This window comes from Rhizobium brockwellii, assembly GCF_000769405.2.
GTDB lineage: Bacteria > Pseudomonadota > Alphaproteobacteria > Rhizobiales > Rhizobiaceae > Rhizobium > Rhizobium brockwellii.
Window position 1 is genome coordinate 3,708,890 of sequence record NZ_CP053439.1, and the last position, 16,687, is coordinate 3,725,576.

The window sequence follows — 16,687 nt, forward strand, 5'->3', positions numbered from 1 at the left end:
CCTCCTGCTTCGATCACATCGCTTTGGAAATAGAGCTTTTTAGCTTTAACTAGTATAGAATTGCTACTGTTTTGCAAATGGTGACCGCGGCGGATCGCCATGGTAAAGAATTTGTTGACTCCGTTCCTGTAGTCTCGGGTCTGGGCGGAAATGATGCCCCGCTGCACCAGAAACTGAAGATGACGGATACGACTGTCGATGACCCAGAATCACAAAAACTCCCTTCGTGGTCTTGCTCTCGCCCTCGTTGTCGCTGCCCAGGTGGCACTGGTCCCCGACAACGCGAAAGCTGATTCCCGCTTCCAGAAATGGATCGCGGATTTTTACCAAACTGCCGCTCAGAGTGGCATCAGTAAGGCAACCTATCAAAAGGCCTTTTCCGGGGTGAGCGAGCCCGATCCGACCGTGCTCGAAAAGGCCGCCTACCAGCCGGAATTCACCTCGAAGATCTGGGACTATGTCGATTCCCGCGTCAACCCCTATACGGTCAAAATCGGCCGCGAGATGGCCGCCAAGCACGCAAGGACGCTCGCTGCAATCGAGCAGCGTTTCGGCGTCGACAAGACCATTTTGCTGGCCATCTGGTCGATGGAATCGAATTACGGCGCGGTTCTCGACAAGGACGACCGGCTGCACTACGTGCCGCGCGCCCTTGCAACGCTTGCCTATGCTGATCCGAGCCGCGCCAAATTCGCCAAGAAGCAGCTGGTCGCCGCGCTGAAGATCCTGCAGAACGGCGACGTGCCGGCACGCGAGATGACCGGCTCCTGGGCCGGCGCGATGGGCCACACTCAGTTCATTCCGACAAGCTACCTGCTTTATGCCGTCGATGCCGACGGCAACGGCCATCGCGATATCTGGAATTCTGTGCCTGACGCGCTGGCGACCTCGGCCAATCTCCTGATGAAGAACGGCTGGGACACCGGCAAGACCTGGGGCTACGAGGTGGTCGTTCCCGCCGCAGCCGCCAAGCAGGCCGGCAAGAGCCACACGCTGGCCCAATGGGCGGCACTCGGCCTGACACGTCCGAACGGCAAGGCTTTCCGCGAGAGCGCCACCAAGGCCGTGCTGAAGATGCCGGCCGGGCCCAGTGGCCCAGGCTTCCTGATGACCGCCAACTTCTACACCATCAAGAACTACAATGCCTCGGATAGCTACGCGCTTGCCGTCGGCCTGCTGGCCGACCAGATCGCCGGCTACGGCGGCATGCAGCAGCGTTGGCCGCGCCCGGACGGCGCACTCGACATTACCGAGAAATTCGAGCTGCAGACCCGTTTGAAGACGCTCGGCTATTACAGTGGCGAGGTCGACGGTAATTTCGGCTCGGGTTCGAAGGCGGCGATATCAGCCGTGCAGTCGCGCATCGGCATGCAGCCGGACGGCGAGCCCTCGCTGCCGCTTCTGAACGCACTTCGTCGCTAGATCAGGATGATTTTAGGCCCGATCGGCCTAAAATCTGAATCCTGATCTAAATCAAAGAAGTAGAGCATGATGTCGTCCGAAAACCGCGCACACTTTTCGGCATCATGCTCTAGAGTTCGCGTCGGTTCGGGAATCATGCAGGGCGCTTCAAATCATTGTCTCATGCAGGTCGCCCCGTCCTGGCGCGCAGTTTTGGCGAACCCGCATTGGAAGCGGCAGAACCGTGACCTAGATATGAGTGGGAGTGGACGCTGGCCTGCCCTGCGTGCAAGATGCCGGCAGATGCGGAACTGCCCATGACGAAGAAAATTGATCGGACCCGTAAAATCCGTTGGCTCGTGCTCGCCCTGGCGGCGGCTTCGCTATGCCTTGGCGTGTCTGCGCCGGTGCATGTCGCCGAAGCCCAGGAGCAGCGCTATCAGCGCCGGTCGATCTTCGATTTCTTCCTTGGCCGGCGCTATCTCGACGACGCCCCGCAGGCCCCTGACGTCCAGCAGCCGAGACGCCAGCAGCGCAAACGCCCGCCGGCGCAGAAAGCCATCGTCAATACCCGCACCGCGCCGCCGGTCCGCGCTCCCGTTGAGGAGGAGCCGGCCGTACAGAAACTTGGCGACGCCCGAAAGATCCTGATCGTCGGCGATTTTCTGGCCAGCGGCCTCGGCGACGGCCTCACCGCCGCCTTCGAGACCTCGCCGGGTGTCGTCGTCGAAGCCCGCGGCAACGTCTCATCGGGTCTTGTCCGCGACGATTATTATGACTGGCCGGAACAGCTGCCGAAGATGATCGACGAGCTGAAGCCGGCAATGGTCGTCGTCATGATCGGTGCCAACGACCGCCAGCAGATGGTGACCGACACCGCCAAGGAAAAATTCCGCACCGATGGCTGGTTCACCGAATACCGCCGCCGCGTGCTTTCCTTCGGCAAAGAGGTCACTGACCGCAAGATCCCGCTGCTCTGGGTCGGTCTTCCCGCCTTCGAATCCGATTCGATGACGGCCGATGCCGTTCAGATGAACCAGCTCTACCGCAACCAGGTCGAAAGCGTCGGCGGTGAATTCGTCGATATCTGGGATGGTTTCGTCGACGAAAACGGCAACTTCATCGTCACCGGTTCGGATGTGAACGGCCAGCAGGTGCGCCTGCGCACCTCCGATGGCATCAACCTTACCCAGGCTGGCCGGCGTAAGCTTGCCTTCTATGTGGAAAAACCGGCCCGGCGTCTGCTCGGCGCCCAGGCAAGCCCCGATCTGGTCCGCCTCGACTCCAGCAATCTGCCCGGCCTCGGCCTTCCCGCCAATCCGGTCGAACATACCGTGCCGATCAGCCTCTCCGATCCCAATCTCGACGGCGGCGGCGAGCTTCTCGGCGCCAGGCCGCCGCCTATGGCTTTGACGCGGTCGCCGCGCGACCTGCTGGTCGAGCAGGGCGAAATGACGCCAGCACCTCCCGGCCGCGTTGACGATTACCGCCTGCCTGCCGTAAAGGCGCCGGCCGAAGTCTCGGTCAAATAAAGGCTGCGAGGCTGCCCTCCACTTCCTCCCGTTTACTTCACCGTCGCCTGCGGCCAGCTCAGATAATAGTAGTTCGCGCCGATCAGGCCGAAAAAAGCATTGCTGTCGTTCGTCTGGTCGACATAGCTGCCGTTTTCCTTGACGAAGGCGCCATCGGCGCCACGCTCCAGATGCGCATCGAGGAAGTCGCTCCAGCCGCTGACATCGATATCCTGGCCGTCCTTGCTCTCCGTGTCCGCCTCATCGGGATCGTCGACATCCCAGGCGCTGACGGACACACCCTGCGTCGGATCGGTGATGGTGAGCGTGCCCGCTTCCAGGGCAGCCAGCATGTCGTGAGCCTTGCCGCTCTCGCCTTCGGCCGCAGCCGCATCCTGCAGCTGCTGCTTCAGCATCGACATGAAGGAGGAACTGGTGACGTCGGCGCTGTCGTCAGTCGTGTCGGACTCATCAGACGTGTCGCTTTGGGTCGAAAGCGTGTCGAGCAGCCCGGAAAGGGCCTGGTTGGAAAGAAGCGAGGAAGAGCTCGGATCGAGCCCGTAGCTGCTCAGAATGCTGGCGGCCGACGAACTCTGCGTATCCTGCGCGCTGTCGTCGGGGCCGCGAAGGTTTTTCAGGGCATATTGGGCCGAAACCAGCCGCGTGCTGTCAAGTGCGGAAACCATTTGAAATGTCCTTGTCGATCATTCGCGGCCTCACGCCGCGGCCGATGGTGAAATGCGTTACGGCCAAAACGGCGGGGCACCTCCGCTTCGGTAGCCGCTGGCTGCTTCTCAGCCCGCGTCCGGCGAAATCTCGCTTCCCGGCATTGCCTGAGGCTTGCGGCGCACGGCCTCCGCGTCAAGCGGTCGCACTACAGTGCGGCGTACATGAAAAAAACTCCGCCGGAGCGGCGGAGTTCGTGTCTTCGGGAGGGTGTGCGGCCGACGGTCAGTTCGGCAGGACGGTCGAGCCCATCAATTCCTCGTCGATGGCGCGCGCTGCCTGCCGGCCTTCACGGATCGCCCAGACCACCAGCGATTGGCCACGGCGTACATCGCCTGCCGTCCAAAACTTGTCGACCGAAGTCTTGTAGTCGCGATCGTTGGCGACGACGTTGGTCGAGCCGCGCTTGTCGGTGTTGAGCGTCAGCTTGCCGTCGAGCTCCTTCAGTACGCTTCCGGTAAACGGGCCGCGGAAACCGATGGCGATGAAGGCGAGATCGGCCCGGATGACGAATTCCGTGCCTGGAACCGGCCGCCGGCGCTCGTCGACCTCGCAGCACTTGACGCCGGTCAGCACACCGTCTTCGCCGACGAATTCAAGAGTGGCCACCTGGAATTCACGCACGGCGCCCTCGGCCTGCGAGGAAGAGGTGCGCATCTTCGTCGCCCAGAAGGGCCAGACGGCAAGCTTGTCTTCCTTCTCCGGCGGCTGCGGCCGGATGTCGAGCTGGGTGACCCTGACGGCGCCTTGGCGGAACGCCGTGCCAACACAGTCCGAAGCCGTATCGCCACCGCCGACCACGACGATATGTTTGGCGCCGGCAAGGATCGGATCCGACGGCCAGCCGACGCTGTCGATGTTTTCACGCCCGACGCGGCGGTTTTGCTGCACCAGATAGGGCATCGCATCATGCACGCCCGCAAGTTCGGTGCCCGGAATGCCCGCCTCGCGCGGCGTCTCGGAGCCGCCGCAGTAAAGCACGGCGTCGTGATCGATGAGCAATTGCTCGACCTTGACGTCGACGCCGACATTGACGCCGCAATGGAAGGTGACGCCCTCGCCCTTCATCTGCTCGACGCGGCGGTCGATGAAGTTCTTCTCCATCTTGAAATCGGGAATGCCGTAACGCAGCAGTCCGCCCGGCTTGGTCTCGCGCTCATAGAGATGCACCTCGTGACCGGCGCGGCCGAGCTGCTGGGCGGCCGCCATGCCGGCGGGGCCGGAGCCGATGACGGCGACCTTCTTGCCGGTATGGACCGTGGCCGGCTGCGGACGGATGAAGCCGAGCTCATAGGCCTTGTCGGCGATCGCCTGCTCGACCGTCTTGATGGCGACCGGCGCATCCTCGAGGTTCAACGTGCAGGCTTCCTCGCAGGGCGCCGGGCAGACGCGACCGGTGAACTCAGGGAAGTTGTTGGTCGAATGCAGGTTCTGGATCGCCGCTTCCCAGTTGTTGTTGTAGACGAGGTCGTTCCAATCGGGAATCTGGTTGTGAACAGGGCAGCCGGTCGGGCCGTGGCAATAGGGGATGCCACAGTCCATGCAGCGTGCGGCCTGTTTCTGCACTTCCGGGTCCGACATCGGGATCGTGAACTCGCGGAAATGACGGATACGATCCGACGCCGGCTGGTACTTCGCCACCTGCCGGTCGATTTCCAGAAACCCTGTTACCTTACCCATATTTTCGTCCCTTACCCTCATGACCGCCTCACCGCAGCCAATCTGTCTATCGTCAGTCCCGGTACCCGGGGCAAGTTGCTTGTCTTGACCGTCATTGGACCATATCCCCTGCAAGACATCCGTGCGATCTGAACAGCTTTCGCCGTCGGCGTGATCGTCACGGGTCATCGAGATATTTTCGTCACCCGTCACCTGCAGTCGTCAGGTGACGGATGTCCGGTGCAATTTATTCCGCGGCGATGCCCATCCGACTGCGCTCCATTTCCTCGAGCGCCCGACGGTATTCGACCGGCATGACCTTGCGGAATTTCGGACGATAGTCGGCCCAGTTGTCGAGAATCTCAGTGGCGCGGGCCGAGCCCGTATAATGCAGATGGTTGGAGATCAGCTGGTAGAGGCGCTCCTCGTCATGGCGCGTCATGTCGCCAGAGACGTCGACGCGTCCCTTGTGCATGAGGTCACCGCCGTGATGATGCAGCTTCTCCAGCATGTCGTCCTCCTCGGGCACCGGCTCGAGCTCGACCATTGCCATGTTGCAGCGGCTGGCGAAATCACCGGTTTCATCGAGTACATAGGCAACACCGCCGGACATGCCGGCCGCGAAGTTGCGCCCCGTGGCGCCGAGCACGACGACGACGCCGCCGGTCATGTATTCGCAGCCATGGTCGCCGACACCCTCGACGATGGCGATCGCGCCCGAATTGCGCACGGCGAAACGTTCGCCCGCCACACCGCGGAAATAGCACTCGCCCTCGGTCGCACCATAAAGCACGGTGTTACCGACGATGATGGAGTCCTCGGCCACGATCCTCGAATTCTCCGGCGGCCGGATGATGATCTTGCCGCCTGAAAGGCCCTTGCCGACATAGTCGTTGCCGTCGCCGATCAGGTTGAAGGTGACGCCGCGCGCCAGGAAGGCGCCGAAGCTCTGACCTGCCGTGCCGCGAAGTGTCACGTTGATCGTGTCTTCCTTCAGACCGCGATGGCGATAACGCTTGGCGACCTCGCCGGAAAGCATCGCGCCCACCGAACGGTCGACGTTCTTGATGCCGACCTCGAAGGCGACGGGTGTCTTGGCCGTCAGTGCCGGCTGCGCCTGTTCGATCAGCACGCGGTCGAGAATGTCGTCGATCGGGTGCTTCTGCCGGCTCGTCCAGAAGGTCTCTTCCTTGGGAGCGTCAACCTTGTGGAAGATACGGCTGAAATCAAGGCCCTTCGCCTTCCAGTGCGACAGCATCTCGTCCTTCTCCAGCAGCTCCGAGGCGCCGATGATCTCGTCAAGCCGGGTGAACCCGAGTGAGGCGAGGATTTCGCGCACTTCGTTGGCGACGAAGAAGAAATAGTTGATGACGTGCTCCGGCGCGCCCTTGAAGCGCTTGCGCAGCACCGGATCCTGGGTCGCCACACCAACAGGACAGGTGTTGAGATGGCACTTGCGCATCATGATGCAGCCGGCGGCAATCAGCGGCGCGGTGGCAAAGCCGAACTCGTCGGCTCCAAGCAGCGCCCCGATAATGACGTCGCGGCCGGTCTTCAGCCCGCCGTCCACCTGCAGGGCAACGCGCGAGCGCAGCCCGTTCAGCACCAGCGTCTGCTGGGTCTCGGCAAGGCCGATTTCCCAAGGGCTGCCGGCATGTTTGAGCGACGTCAGCGGCGACGCACCCGTGCCGCCGTCGAAGCCGGCGACCGTGATGTGGTCGGCGCGTGCCTTGGCGACACCGGCGGCAACCGTGCCGACGCCGACTTCAGAGACGAGCTTGACCGAAACGTCGGCGGTCGGGTTGACGTTCTTCAGATCGTAGATCAGCTGCGCCAGATCTTCGATGGAATAGATGTCGTGATGCGGCGGCGGCGAAATCAGGCCAACACCCGGCGTCGAATGGCGGGTCTTGGCAACGGTCGCGTCAACCTTGTGACCCGGCAGCTGACCGCCTTCGCCAGGCTTGGCGCCTTGCGCCACCTTGATCTGCAGCACGTCGGCATTGACGAGATATTCGGTGGTCACCCCGAAGCGGCCTGACGCGATCTGCTTGATCGCCGAACGTTCCGGGTTCATCGAACCATCGGCCAGCGGCATGTAGCGGTCGGATTCCTCGCCGCCCTCGCCGGTGTTCGACTTGCCACCGATCCGGTTCATGGCGATCGCCAGCGTCGTATGCGCCTCCCTTGAGATCGAGCCGAACGACATCGCCCCCGTCGAGAAACGCCTGACGATATCAGCCGCCGGCTCGACCTCGTCGATCGATATCGGCTTGCGGCCGAGCGCCTCGGCGCTCTTCATCTTGAAGAGCCCGCGGATCGTGTTCATGCGCAGCGCCGAGTTGTTCACCATCTCGGCGAATTCCTGGTAACGGTCCTCGGCATTGCCGCGCACGGCATGCTGAAGGGCGGCGACCGCATCCGGCGTCCAGGCATGGCTTTCGCCGCGCATGCGATAGGCATACTCGCCGCCGATATCGAGCGTCGTCGCAAGGATCGGGTCGGCGCCGAAGGCCGCGGTGTGGCGGGCGACGGTCTCAGCGGCGATTGCCTCGAGGCCAACGCCTTCGATCATGGTCGCGGTTCCGAAGAAATACTTGTCGATGAACTCCGACTGCAGGCCGATCGCATCGAAAATCTGCGCGCCGCAATAAGACTGATAGGTCGAGATACCCATCTTCGACATGACCTTGAGGATGCCTTTGCCGACCGCCTTGATGTAGCGGTAGACGATTTCGGTGGCATCCACTTCCTTCGGGAATTCGCCCTTGGCATGCATGTCGAGCAGCGTGTCGAAGGCGAGATACGGGTTGATCGCCTCGGCGCCGTAGCCGGCGAGCAGGCAAAAATGGTGCACTTCGCGCGGTTCGCCGGTCTCGACGACGAGGCCGACCGAGGTGCGAAGCCCCTTGCGGATCAGGTGATGGTGCACGGCAGCCGTTGCCAGCAGTGCCGGAATCGCGATCCGGTCCGGCCCGATCTGGCGGTCGGAGAGCACGATAATGTTATAGCCGCCCTTGACCGCCGCTTCCGCGCGCTCGCAGAGCCGGTCGAGCATCTCGGGCATGCCTTCGGCGCCACGTTCGATATCATAGGTGAAATCGAGCGTCTTGGTGTCAAAACGGTCTTCGGTATGACCGATCGAGCGGATCTTTTCGAGATCGCCATTGGTCAGGATCGGCTGGCGCACTTCGAGCCGCTTGGCGTTGGCCGCGCCCTCATGGTCGAGAATGTTCGGCCGCGGCCCGATGAAGGAAACCAGGCTCATCACCAGTTCCTCGCGGATCGGGTCGATCGGCGGATTGGTGACCTGCGCGAAGTTCTGCTTGAAATAGGTGTAGAGCAGCTTCGACTTTTCCGACATGGCCGAGATCGGCGTATCCGTGCCCATCGAACCGATCGCCTCCTGGCCCGTTGTCGCCATAGGCGACATCAGGATGCGGGTATCCTCGAGCGTGTAGCCGAAGGCCTGCTGGCGGTCGAGCAGCGACACGTCGCGGCGCAGCGCCCGCGGTTCCACCGGCTTCAGGTCTTCGAGGATGAGCTGCGTGCGGTTGAGCCAGCTGCGATAGGGATGGGCCGTCGCCAGTTGCGACTTCACCTCGTCGTCTGAGATGATCCGGCCTTCTTCCATGTCGATCAGCAGCATCTTGCCCGGCTGCAAGCGCCACTTCTGGATGATGATCTCTTCCGGAACCGGCAGCACGCCGGCTTCGGACGCCATGATGACGCGATCATCATTGGTGACGAGGTAGCGCGCCGGCCGCAGGCCGTTGCGGTCGAGCGTCGCGCCGATCTGCTTGCCGTCGGTGAAGGCGACCGCGGCCGGCCCGTCCCAGGGCTCCATCAGTGCGGCATGATATTCGTAGAAGGCCTTGCGTTCGGCGGCCATCGACTGGTTGCCGGCCCAGGCTTCCGGGATCAGCATCATTACCGCATGCGCCATCGAATAACCGCCGCGCACCAAGAATTCGAGTGCATTGTCGAAGCAGGCGGTGTCCGACTGCCCCTCGTAGGAGATCGGCCAGAGCTTGGAGATATCCTCGCCGAACAGCGGCGAGGAGACCGACGCCTGGCGCGCCGCCATCCAGTTGACGTTGCCGCGCAGCGTATTGATCTCGCCATTATGGGCGACCATGCGATAGGGATGCGCGAGCTTCCACGACGGGAATGTGTTGGTCGAGAAGCGCTGGTGCACCAGGGCGACCGCGCTTTCGAAACGCGGGTCTGACAGGTCCCTGTAATAGACGCCGACCTGATAGGCCAGGAACATGCCCTTGTAGACCACCGTCGCCGACGACAGCGATACCGGATAGAAATTGCTCTCTTCGCCGTCGAACTCGTCATAGATGCGGTTGGAGATTACCTTGCGCAGCGTGAACAGCCGGCGCTCGAACTCGTCGTTGTTTTCGGCATCCTCGCCGGCGCCGATGAAGACCTGCACATGATGCGGCTCGGTTGCGGCAATGGCCGGCGCCTTGGAGAGCGAGGAATTATCGACCGGCACATCGCGGAAGCCGATGAAGACCTGACCTTCCTCGGTGATGACGTCCTTGATCACCTTCTTGAAGTGTTCGATCTGCTTTTCATCGCGCGGCATGAAGATATGGCCGACGCCGTATTCGCCGACAGGCGGCAGGGTGATGCCCTGCTCGGCCATCTCCTCGCGGAAGAAACGGTCGGGGATCTGCACCAGGATGCCGGCGCCGTCACCCATCAGCGGATCGGCGCCGACGGCGCCGCGATGCGTCAGGTTCTCGAGGATGAACAGGCCATCCTTGACGATTTGGTGCGACTTCTGGCCCTTCATATGCGCGACGAAGCCGACGCCGCAGGCATCATGTTCGTTGCGCGGATCGTAGAGGCCCTGTTTCTTCGGCAGGCCGGAGGCGGATTTGGAGATATTGGCCGTCGCGCGCAGCTCTTCAGCAGCAAACCGGTCAACTTCCATGGATGGCGTCTTCGTCATCATCTTTCCTCCTGTCGAAGCCCGCAGTGCCGCGGGCGGCTTTTCGTCCCACGCCGCAACCCGAAGATAGGTTCGGCGCGTGACAGCGCTGTTGCATTGTGAAGATCGGCCGCAGACATCTGCTTTAAAGGAAAGCAAACCGTCGCGTTCCGCGCCTGCCATTCGCCTCCGCGCGCCGCCCTTGAGGCTTGACGCTCGGAAGAACTATAGCGTGAAAGCCGGTCTGTTCCAGGGCTTTCGGCGCCTCTTCGGTCATAAAGGCCAAAATAGGACAGCAACACTGTCCTAATTCATCAGTTCTATGCCAGAAAGCATTCGGCTCTGCAAGAGCGCTCCGTCAAAAAACGTCAATTTGCGACGGAAGATTGCCTGCGTAGCGGCGATGACGAAAGAAAATTACGCTGTGACGTATTATTTTGTTAATTGATTGCGTAGTTCAATTTCCGTGATGTGTCGCGGGCGACAACCTTGATCCTGTGAAGCTTTGGCGTAATGTCCGCTGCGGACTTGCCAACCCCTTCCCTTCTCACGGTTTCCCCACATGTTCTTTGCTTCCGATAACTGGGCCGGCGCCCACAAATCCATTGCCGAACGTCTGCTGACGGAATCGACCGGCTTTGCCGCCGCCTATGGCGCCGGCGATCTCGACAGAAAGGTCGAAGCCCGTTTTTCCGAGATCTTCGAGCGTGAGGTTTCGATCTTCTTCGTCGCCACCGGCACAGCCGCCAACTCGCTGTCGCTGGCAAGCGTCCAGCGCCCCGGCGGCATAACCTTCTGCCATTCGGAAGCCCATGTGATCGAGGACGAATGCGGTGCGCCGGAATTTTTCTCCGGCGCCGCCCGTCTCGTTGCCGTTGACGGCGAAGCCGGCAAGATCGACCCGGCGAAGCTTTCGGCGAAGATCGCAAGCTTTCCCGAGGACGCCGTCCATCACGGCCGCGCCAGCGCCGTGACCATCACCCAGGCGACCGAGATCGGCACCGTCTATTCCCTGCCGGAGATCGGCGAGATCGCCGCCATATCAAGGAAACGCAATCTGCCGCTCCACATGGATGGCGCCCGCTTCGCCAACGCCCTGGTCGCACTCGGCGCCACCCCGGCCGAGATGACCTGGAAGCGCGGCGTCGACATGCTGTCCTTCGGCGGCACCAAGAACGGCTGCTGGTGTGCCGAAGCGATCGTCTTCTTCAATCCGGATCAAGCCCGGGAAATGCCGTTCATCCGCAAGCGCGCCGCCCAGCTCTTCTCCAAGTCGCGTTTCATCGCCGCCCAGTTCGATGCCTATTTCGAAGATGGCCTCTGGCTCGATCTCGCCCGCCATTCGAACGGCATGGCCGACCGGCTGCGCTCCGGCATCGGCACGAGCAACTCGGCTCGCCTGGCCTGGCCGACCGCATCCAACGAAGTTTTTGCCGTCGTCAGCAAAAGTGCCGCAAAAATTGCGGAGGAAAAGGGCGCGAAATTTTACGAATGGCCAGTCCCGGCGGCAACGCCCGAACTTGTTTCCGAAAGCGAAACCCTGATCCGTCTCGTCACCAGTTTCGCGACGACCGAAGCTGATGTCGATGGCTTCTTGAAGTGCCTGGCCGCCTGATCGCCTGCCGGAAAGGCTTGCCGGCCCGGCAGGCCTTTCGGTGACGGGCAAGGATTCACGCCGACCGCAATCCCCTCACCTTTTGCAGAATATCCTCGGATAGTGCCGAGACCAGAGCTTGGTCCGCGCCCTTACGCGGCACCAGCACGAATTCCACATCTTCCAGCACCGGAAGTTTTCCCGCAGCGATCTCCTTCAGGCCGGACGGCGCCATGCTGCGCGGTTGCACCAGCACGCCCATCCCGGCTCGCGCCGCCGCCGTCAGCCCGCTCAGGCTGCCGCAGGTGCAGACGATCCTCCACGGCACCCCGTTTCGCCCGAGTGCTTCGAGCGCGATCACCCGGGTGACGCTCGGCGGCGGAAAGGCGATCAGCGGCAAAGGGCCGGAGGCAAGCACGCGCTCGGGATCGCGTGCCAGCCAAACGAGCGGCTCTCGATAGACGAGTTTTCCGCGCGCATCGCCGAGCCGGCGCTTGGCAAGCACCAGATCGATCTCGCCATTGTCCTGCATCTCGTAAAGAACGCCGGAAAGCGCAACCGTCAGTTCGAGGTCGACCGAGGGGTGCGAACGCACGAAATCCTCCAGCACCGCCGGCAGCTGGCTGGTGACGAAATCCTCCGATACGCCGAGCCGCAGACTGCCGCGCAGGCTGTTGCTCTTAAACAGCGACTGGACCTGCCCCTCGATCGAAAGCATGGCACGCGCATGCGACAGCAGCGCCTCGCCATCGCCGGTCAACATCACCTTATGGGTGTCGCGCGCCAGCAGCCTGCGCCCGAGCGTCGTCTCCAGCCGCTGGATGTGCTGGCTGACCGTCGACTGCCCGAGGCCGAGCCTTTCTGCGGCGAGCGTGAAACTGCCCATCTGTTCGACGGTAACGAAACTGCGCAATTGCGAAAGGTCCAACATGATCCGGCTTCTCGATAACTGTTATTCCTTGCATCCTGGATCATAATGGACGACAGAACAATGACTGTTTTCACGCCGCGAGACCGCCATGCGCCGCTTTCTGCCCGATACATTCACCATCCTGCTTGTCTGCACCGTCATCCTCGCCTCGTTGCTGCCGGCGCGCGGCACATTCGCGGATTATTTCGGCATCGCCACCGATCTTGCCATCGCGCTTCTGTTCTTCCTGCATGGCGCCCGCCTGTCGCGCGACGTGGTCATCGCAGGCTTGCTGCACTGGCGCCTGCATATCGTCATCCTGCTGACGACCTTCGGCATCTTCCCGTTGCTCGGCATGGCACTCGGGCTGATCCCCGACACGATCCTGCCGCAGCCGCTTTATCTCGGCATCCTCTTCCTCTGCGTGCTGCCGTCGACGGTGCAGTCGTCGATCGCCTTCACCTCGATGGCGGGCGGCAACGTGCCCGCCGCCATCTGCTCGGCCTCGGCATCCAACATCTTCGGTATGTTCCTGACGCCGCTGCTCGTCGGCCTGCTGTTTTCCGTCGGCGGCCATGGCGGCTTCTCCTTTGACGCGTTGGAGCAGATCCTGCTGCAGCTGCTTGCCCCCTTCATCGTCGGCCAGATCCTGCAGCCCTGGATCGGCGACTGGATCCGCGCCAAGAAGAAGATCCTGATGCCTGTCGACCGCGGCTCGATCCTGATGGTCGTCTATCTCGCCTTCAGCACGGCGGTGGTGGAAGGGCTGTGGCACACCTTCTCGATCGCCGATATCGCCGTCGTCATCGTCGCCGACATGGTCCTGCTGGCAATTGTCCTGGTTCTGACGATGTTCGGCAGCCGCTGGCTGGGCTTCAACAAGGCCGACCAGATCACCATCACCTTCTGCGGCTCGAAGAAGAGCCTCGCAAGCGGCGTGCCGATGGCCAACGTCATCTTCGCCGGCCAGTCGATCGGCGCGATCGTGCTTCCGCTGATGCTGTTCCACCAGATCCAGCTGATGGTCTGCGCCGTCATCGCCCAGAAATACGCCGCCGCCGCGGCCCGCCGCGCAACGGACAAGGAAATCGACGAGGCAACCAGCCCGGCCTGAGCCGAAATAAAAAACGGCGCCCCATAGGAGCGCCGTTCGTTTTATCCGATAAGGATGTGATTAGCCGTCGATGATCTGCGCCTCGATGGCCTTCGGAGCCTCGACCGGTTCTGCGGCAATCGCGATCTTGCGGGGCTTCATGGCCTCGGGAATATTGCGCAGAAGGTCGATGTGCAGAAGGCCGTTCTTCAGCGAAGCGGCGGTCACCTCGACATGGTCGGCGAGCTGGAAGCGGCGCTCGAAGGCGCGCTTGGCAATGCCGCGGTAGAGGAATTCGCCGCTTTCGGCAGGTTCCTCGTTCTTTTCACCCTTCACGGACAGCACAAGGGCATGGGCTTCGATCGAAAGTTCGGTCTCGTCGAAACCGGCAACGGCCATGGTGATGCGATAGGTGTTTTCACCGGTGCGCTCGATATTATAGGGCGGATAGGTCTGCGCCTGCTCCGGCTGGGCAAGGCTGTCGAGCATGGTGAAGAGCCGGTCGAAACCGACGGTCGAACGATAAAGGGGAGAGAAGTCTACGTGACGCATGATGTCCTCCTGTGGAAGCGACGTGTTGCGATAAAGTGCCCCTGAGACCCCATCTTTGGCGGCCTTGGGACGGTTGCGCAGGCCCTGTTCGGCACCCGCAGAAAGGAAATGGTGATGGGATTCGAGGAGTTCAAGACCTTTTCGAAGTCGCCTTGATCGACCCGTGAACCGCGTATGAACGACCGGTTCGGAGCACGTTCAGGCGCCTTCGCCTAGGAATTTAGGCGTCGGGTGAAATCTGGTCCCGATGGCTGAAGTGCATCGTCCCTTCTTCTTCAGCCTCAACTTCGGCCGGCCGCGAGCACCCTCATGCTCCTGCCGGCCCTTTTCCCCACCGCTTTCCAAGCCGGATGCCATGCGCTATCCCTGATGCGAAGCAGTCAGCAGCGGCGCATTGGCAAAGTCATGGATCAGGTTCTCTATTCGACGCCCGATAATCCCGCCCCGGAAAACCGCACGGAGGGGTTCTTCGAAACCCATGACGGCCACCAGCTGCGATACGCCGTCTTCCGCTCGAGCGGCCAGATTGCCAAGGGCACCGTCGTCATCCTGCACGGCCGAAACGAATATATCGAGAAATATTTCGAGACGATCCGCGACCTGACGGGCAAAGGACTCTGGGTCGCGACCTTCGATATGCGCGGCCAGGGCGGCTCGCCCCGGCTCCTGAAGAGCCGCAACCATGGCCACATCCGCCGCTTTGCCGATTACGAGCGTGATCTCGACACCTTCCTCGAAAAGGTGGTGCTGCCGGATACCCGCCTGCCCTTCTATCTGCTCGCCCATTCCACCGGCGGCCTGATCGCGCTGTCGGCCGCGCCCTATCTCACCACCCGTATCGATCGCATGGTGCTGTCGGCGCCCTTCATCGGCCTGACCGGCCAGTCGGCCTCGCCCCGCGTCATCCGCGCTCTCGCCGGCACGCTGACGGCCCTCGGCCTCGGCTTCCTGCCGCTGACCTCCAAGCTGAAGGAGCCGAACTTCAGCGACAATCCGCTGACCTCGGACGAACACCGTTTCGAGCGCAATGTCGCAATGATGAAGGCTCATCCGGAACTGACGCTCGGGCCGCCGACAGCCCGCTGGCTGATCGAGGCCTTTCGCACGATGGACCGGGTCACCTCGCCCTACCATCTCTTCTCGATCACCATCCCGACCATCGTTATCGCCCCGACGCGTGACGGTGTCGTGCCCTACACGGCGCAGGAGCGGCTTTCGCGTTATTTCCGCGCCGGTCAATTGGTGCCGATCAACGGCGCCCGTCACGAGATCTTCCAAGAACGGGATATCTACCGCGCCGCCGCCCTTGCCGCTTTCCACGCCTTCATTCCCGGCAGCGATGCCGAAGAAAACCAGGACGTCGCCGCCCTCGGCACGTAGTCCGGATCGGCTTTATCGACCGGGGGATCAGCGCTGCAGGATGGCGATTGCCTGTTCGTAGACTGCCCGGCTGCCGGCAGCGATGATCGAGCCGCCGTTTTCCGGCCGTCCGCCGTCCCAGGTGGTGATGATGCCGCCGGCCCCCTCGATGACGGGAATGATGCCGCCGACGTCATAGGGTTTCAGGCTGTTTTCGACGACCAGATCGATATGGCCGGCGGCAAGCAGCGCATAGGCATAGCAGTCGCAGCCGTAGCGGAAGAGCCGCACCTGGCTCTCGATCTCGCGGTATTTCTCCATCTCCTCGCCGGCAAAGAGATGCGGCGAGGTGGTGAACAGGATGGCGTTCGAAAGCGCGTCGCACTGGCGCGTCGCCAGGCGCCGCTCGCCCTCCGGCCCGGTATAGATCGAGCCGTTCTGATCGGCGAAATAACGCTCGCCGGTAAAGGGTTGTTCGATCATGCCCATGATCGCCCTGCCATCTTTCTGCAGGCCGATCAGCGTTCCCCATACCGGCACACCGGAGATGAAGGCGCGTGTGCCGTCGATCGGATCGATCACCCAGACATATTCGCGGTCGAGCCCGACATTGCCATGTTCCTCGCCGAGAATGCCGTGGCCAGGGAAATTCTCCTCGATCAGCGCCCGGATGGCGAGTTCGGCCGCCCGGTCGCCCTCCGTCACCGGGTCGAAACCGGAGGAAAGCTTGTTCGTGACATCGAGGCCGGAGCGGAAGCGCGGAAGCGTCTCGGCTCGGGCGGCCTCCGCCAGGCGGTTGAAGAACGAACGGTCAGGAAACATGATGGATCCGTTTGGCTGGCGGGAATGGCGCTTTTCATAGCGAAAAGCAACGGGAATGCAAACGCAGCAGGCAATTTGGTTCTAACTGCCCAAAGATATCGCACCGCAATAT

General features: G+C 62.1%; 11 protein-coding genes. 5 read left to right on the top strand and 6 right to left on the bottom strand.

Translation table 11 applies throughout. The features are described 5' to 3' along the window. The first annotated feature begins 198 nt into the window (after positions 1 to 198). The gene (locus RLCC275e_RS18345; RefSeq protein WP_033179680.1) at positions 199 to 1,422 is read left to right on the top strand and encodes a lytic murein transglycosylase; all 1,224 of its coding nucleotides are present in this window, start codon (positions 199 to 201) and stop codon (positions 1,420 to 1,422) included. A 272-nt stretch (positions 1,423 to 1,694) separates the two neighbouring features. Beyond that, positions 1,695 to 2,933, top strand: a complete 1,239-nt coding sequence (locus RLCC275e_RS18350) for an SGNH/GDSL hydrolase family protein (protein WP_171816882.1) — start codon at positions 1,695 to 1,697, stop codon at positions 2,931 to 2,933. A gap of 32 nt (positions 2,934 to 2,965) precedes the next feature. On the opposite strand, the gene RLCC275e_RS18355 is transcribed toward RLCC275e_RS18350, so the two are convergent. The 3 genes from RLCC275e_RS18355 to gltB all read right to left on the bottom strand — a co-directional run bounded on the left by RLCC275e_RS18355 (position 2,966) and on the right by gltB (position 10,269). Then, a complete protein-coding gene (locus RLCC275e_RS18355; protein ID WP_033179679.1) occupies positions 2,966 to 3,598 on the bottom strand; it encodes a hypothetical protein in 633 nt (210 codons plus the stop codon). 265 nt (positions 3,599 to 3,863) lie between these two features. Further along, positions 3,864 to 5,318 (bottom strand): glutamate synthase subunit beta, encoded by a 1,455-nt coding sequence (locus RLCC275e_RS18360; protein WP_033179678.1) that lies wholly within the window; start codon positions 5,316 to 5,318, stop codon positions 3,864 to 3,866. Positions 5,319 to 5,544: 226 nt separating this feature from the next. Further along, positions 5,545 to 10,269 carry a glutamate synthase large subunit gene (gene gltB / locus RLCC275e_RS18365; RefSeq protein WP_171816881.1) on the bottom strand — a complete coding sequence of 1,575 codons (4,725 nt, stop codon included), beginning with the start codon at positions 10,267 to 10,269 and terminating at the stop codon, positions 5,545 to 5,547. Between the two features lie 538 nt (positions 10,270 to 10,807). Here gltB and RLCC275e_RS18370 point away from each other — a divergent pair. Beyond that, the gene (locus tag RLCC275e_RS18370) at positions 10,808 to 11,860 is read left to right on the top strand and encodes a threonine aldolase family protein (RefSeq protein ID WP_033179677.1); all 1,053 of its coding nucleotides are present in this window, start codon (positions 10,808 to 10,810) and stop codon (positions 11,858 to 11,860) included. Positions 11,861 to 11,915: 55 nt separating this feature from the next. Here the strand turns inward: RLCC275e_RS18370 and RLCC275e_RS18375 are convergent, their stop codons facing one another. Next, positions 11,916 to 12,770, bottom strand: a complete 855-nt coding sequence (locus RLCC275e_RS18375) for a LysR substrate-binding domain-containing protein (RefSeq protein ID WP_003552730.1) — start codon at positions 12,768 to 12,770, stop codon at positions 11,916 to 11,918. Positions 12,771 to 12,858: 88 nt separating this feature from the next. Between RLCC275e_RS18375 and RLCC275e_RS18380 the strand changes: the two genes are divergently transcribed. Continuing rightward, a complete protein-coding gene (locus tag RLCC275e_RS18380; RefSeq protein ID WP_003552732.1) occupies positions 12,859 to 13,863 on the top strand; it encodes a bile acid:sodium symporter family protein in 1,005 nt (334 codons plus the stop codon). A 60-nt stretch (positions 13,864 to 13,923) separates the two neighbouring features. On the opposite strand, the gene RLCC275e_RS18385 is transcribed toward RLCC275e_RS18380, so the two are convergent. Further along, entirely contained in the window at positions 13,924 to 14,394 is a 471-nt protein-coding gene (locus tag RLCC275e_RS18385; RefSeq protein ID WP_033179676.1) for an Hsp20 family protein, read from the bottom strand. Between the two features lie 405 nt (positions 14,395 to 14,799). Here RLCC275e_RS18385 and RLCC275e_RS18390 point away from each other — a divergent pair, with 405 nt between their 5' ends. Then, a complete protein-coding gene (locus RLCC275e_RS18390) occupies positions 14,800 to 15,774 on the top strand; it encodes an alpha/beta fold hydrolase (RefSeq protein ID WP_033180616.1) in 975 nt (324 codons plus the stop codon). Positions 15,775 to 15,801: 27 nt separating this feature from the next. On the opposite strand, the gene hisN is transcribed toward RLCC275e_RS18390, so the two are convergent. Beyond that, positions 15,802 to 16,575: a histidinol-phosphatase gene (gene hisN, locus RLCC275e_RS18395; protein ID WP_003542881.1), complete on the bottom strand. Its 774-nt coding sequence runs from the start codon at positions 16,573 to 16,575 to the stop codon at positions 15,802 to 15,804. Positions 16,576 to 16,687 lie beyond the last annotated feature (112 nt).